This is a genomic window from Acidisphaera sp. L21, from assembly GCF_009765685.1.
Classification (GTDB): Bacteria; Pseudomonadota; Alphaproteobacteria; order Acetobacterales; family Acetobacteraceae; genus LMUY01.
The window spans coordinates 37367-38520 of sequence record NZ_LMUY01000136.1; the positions used below are offsets into that span (position 1 = coordinate 37367).

Genomic DNA, 1154 nt, shown 5'->3' on the forward strand with positions numbered 1-1154 from the left:
GCTGATCCTGTTGCTGGCGGCGACCCGGCATCGGTTCGATCGGCCGACGTCGTTGTTGCGGGAACGGTTTACGGCCGGGTGGTTCATCGCGGTCGGCATGGTGGTCGCGCTATCGGTCTGGGCGCTGCTGTTCGCGTTCCATGACACGGAATATTGCCGCGGGTTGTGGTGGGAGTTCGCGTTCGATGCGCGGGCGCCGCGGGCCCTGCGCGCGACGTTTGCGGCGGCGGTGGTGGCGGGGGTAATCGCGGTGTGGCAGTTGCTGCGCCTGGCGCCGGGGCGGCTGCAGCCGCCCAGCACGGCGGACCTGGCGGCGGCGATCCAGATCATTCGCGAGCAGGATCGCAGCGACGCCCATTTGGTGATGATGGGGGATAAGAGCGTGATGTTCTCCGCCTCGCGCCGGGCGTTCCTGATGTATGCCAAGCGCGGGCGGAGCTGGATTGCGCTGTATGACCCGGTGGGGCCGCGGGGGGAATGGCCGGCGTTGATCCGCAGCTTCGTTGCGACGGCGGCGTCGCATGGCGGGCGGGCGGCGTTCTACCAGATCCGGCCGGGTGATTTGGCGCTGTACCTGGATGCCGGGCTGAAGATCATGAAGCTGGGCGAGGAGGCGCGGGTGGCGCTGGACGGGTTCAGCCTGGCCGGGTCGCGCTGGAGCCATTTGCGATATGCGTTGAAGCGTGGCGAGCGGGATGGGCTGCAGTTCCGGCTGATCCCACCGGGCGAGGTCGCGGCGGTCTTGCCGGCGATGCGGCAGATTTCAGACGCTTGGCTGCGGCATCGGGGGGCGCGGGAGAAGGGGTTCTCGGTCGCGTCGTTCGATCAGACGTATCTGGCGTCCCAGTCGATCGCCATGGTGTGCCAGAACAACCGGCCGGTCGCCTTCGCCACCATCATGACCACCGATTTGCGCAGTGAGGCGACGATTGGGGTGATGCGCTACACGCCGGACGCGCCCGCCGTGGCGATGGAGTTCCTGTTCACCGCGTTGGGACAGGCGTTGAGGCAGGATGGTTACCAGACGTTGAGCCTGGGGATGGCGCCACTGGCCGGGCTGTCGAGCCTGCCGCTGTCGTCGTGGTGGCATCGGGCTGGGAGCCTGCTGTGGCGGCATGGCGGGCGGTTGTACGATTTCCAGGGGCTGCGGCGGT

At 68.0% G+C, this 1154-nt stretch carries 1 protein-coding gene; it reads left to right on the forward strand.

Annotated elements, in window-relative coordinates; genetic code table 11:
* On the forward strand, positions 1–1154 hold a 1154-nt coding region (locus GSQ76_RS25445; protein ID WP_158746899.1), incomplete at both ends, for a phosphatidylglycerol lysyltransferase domain-containing protein.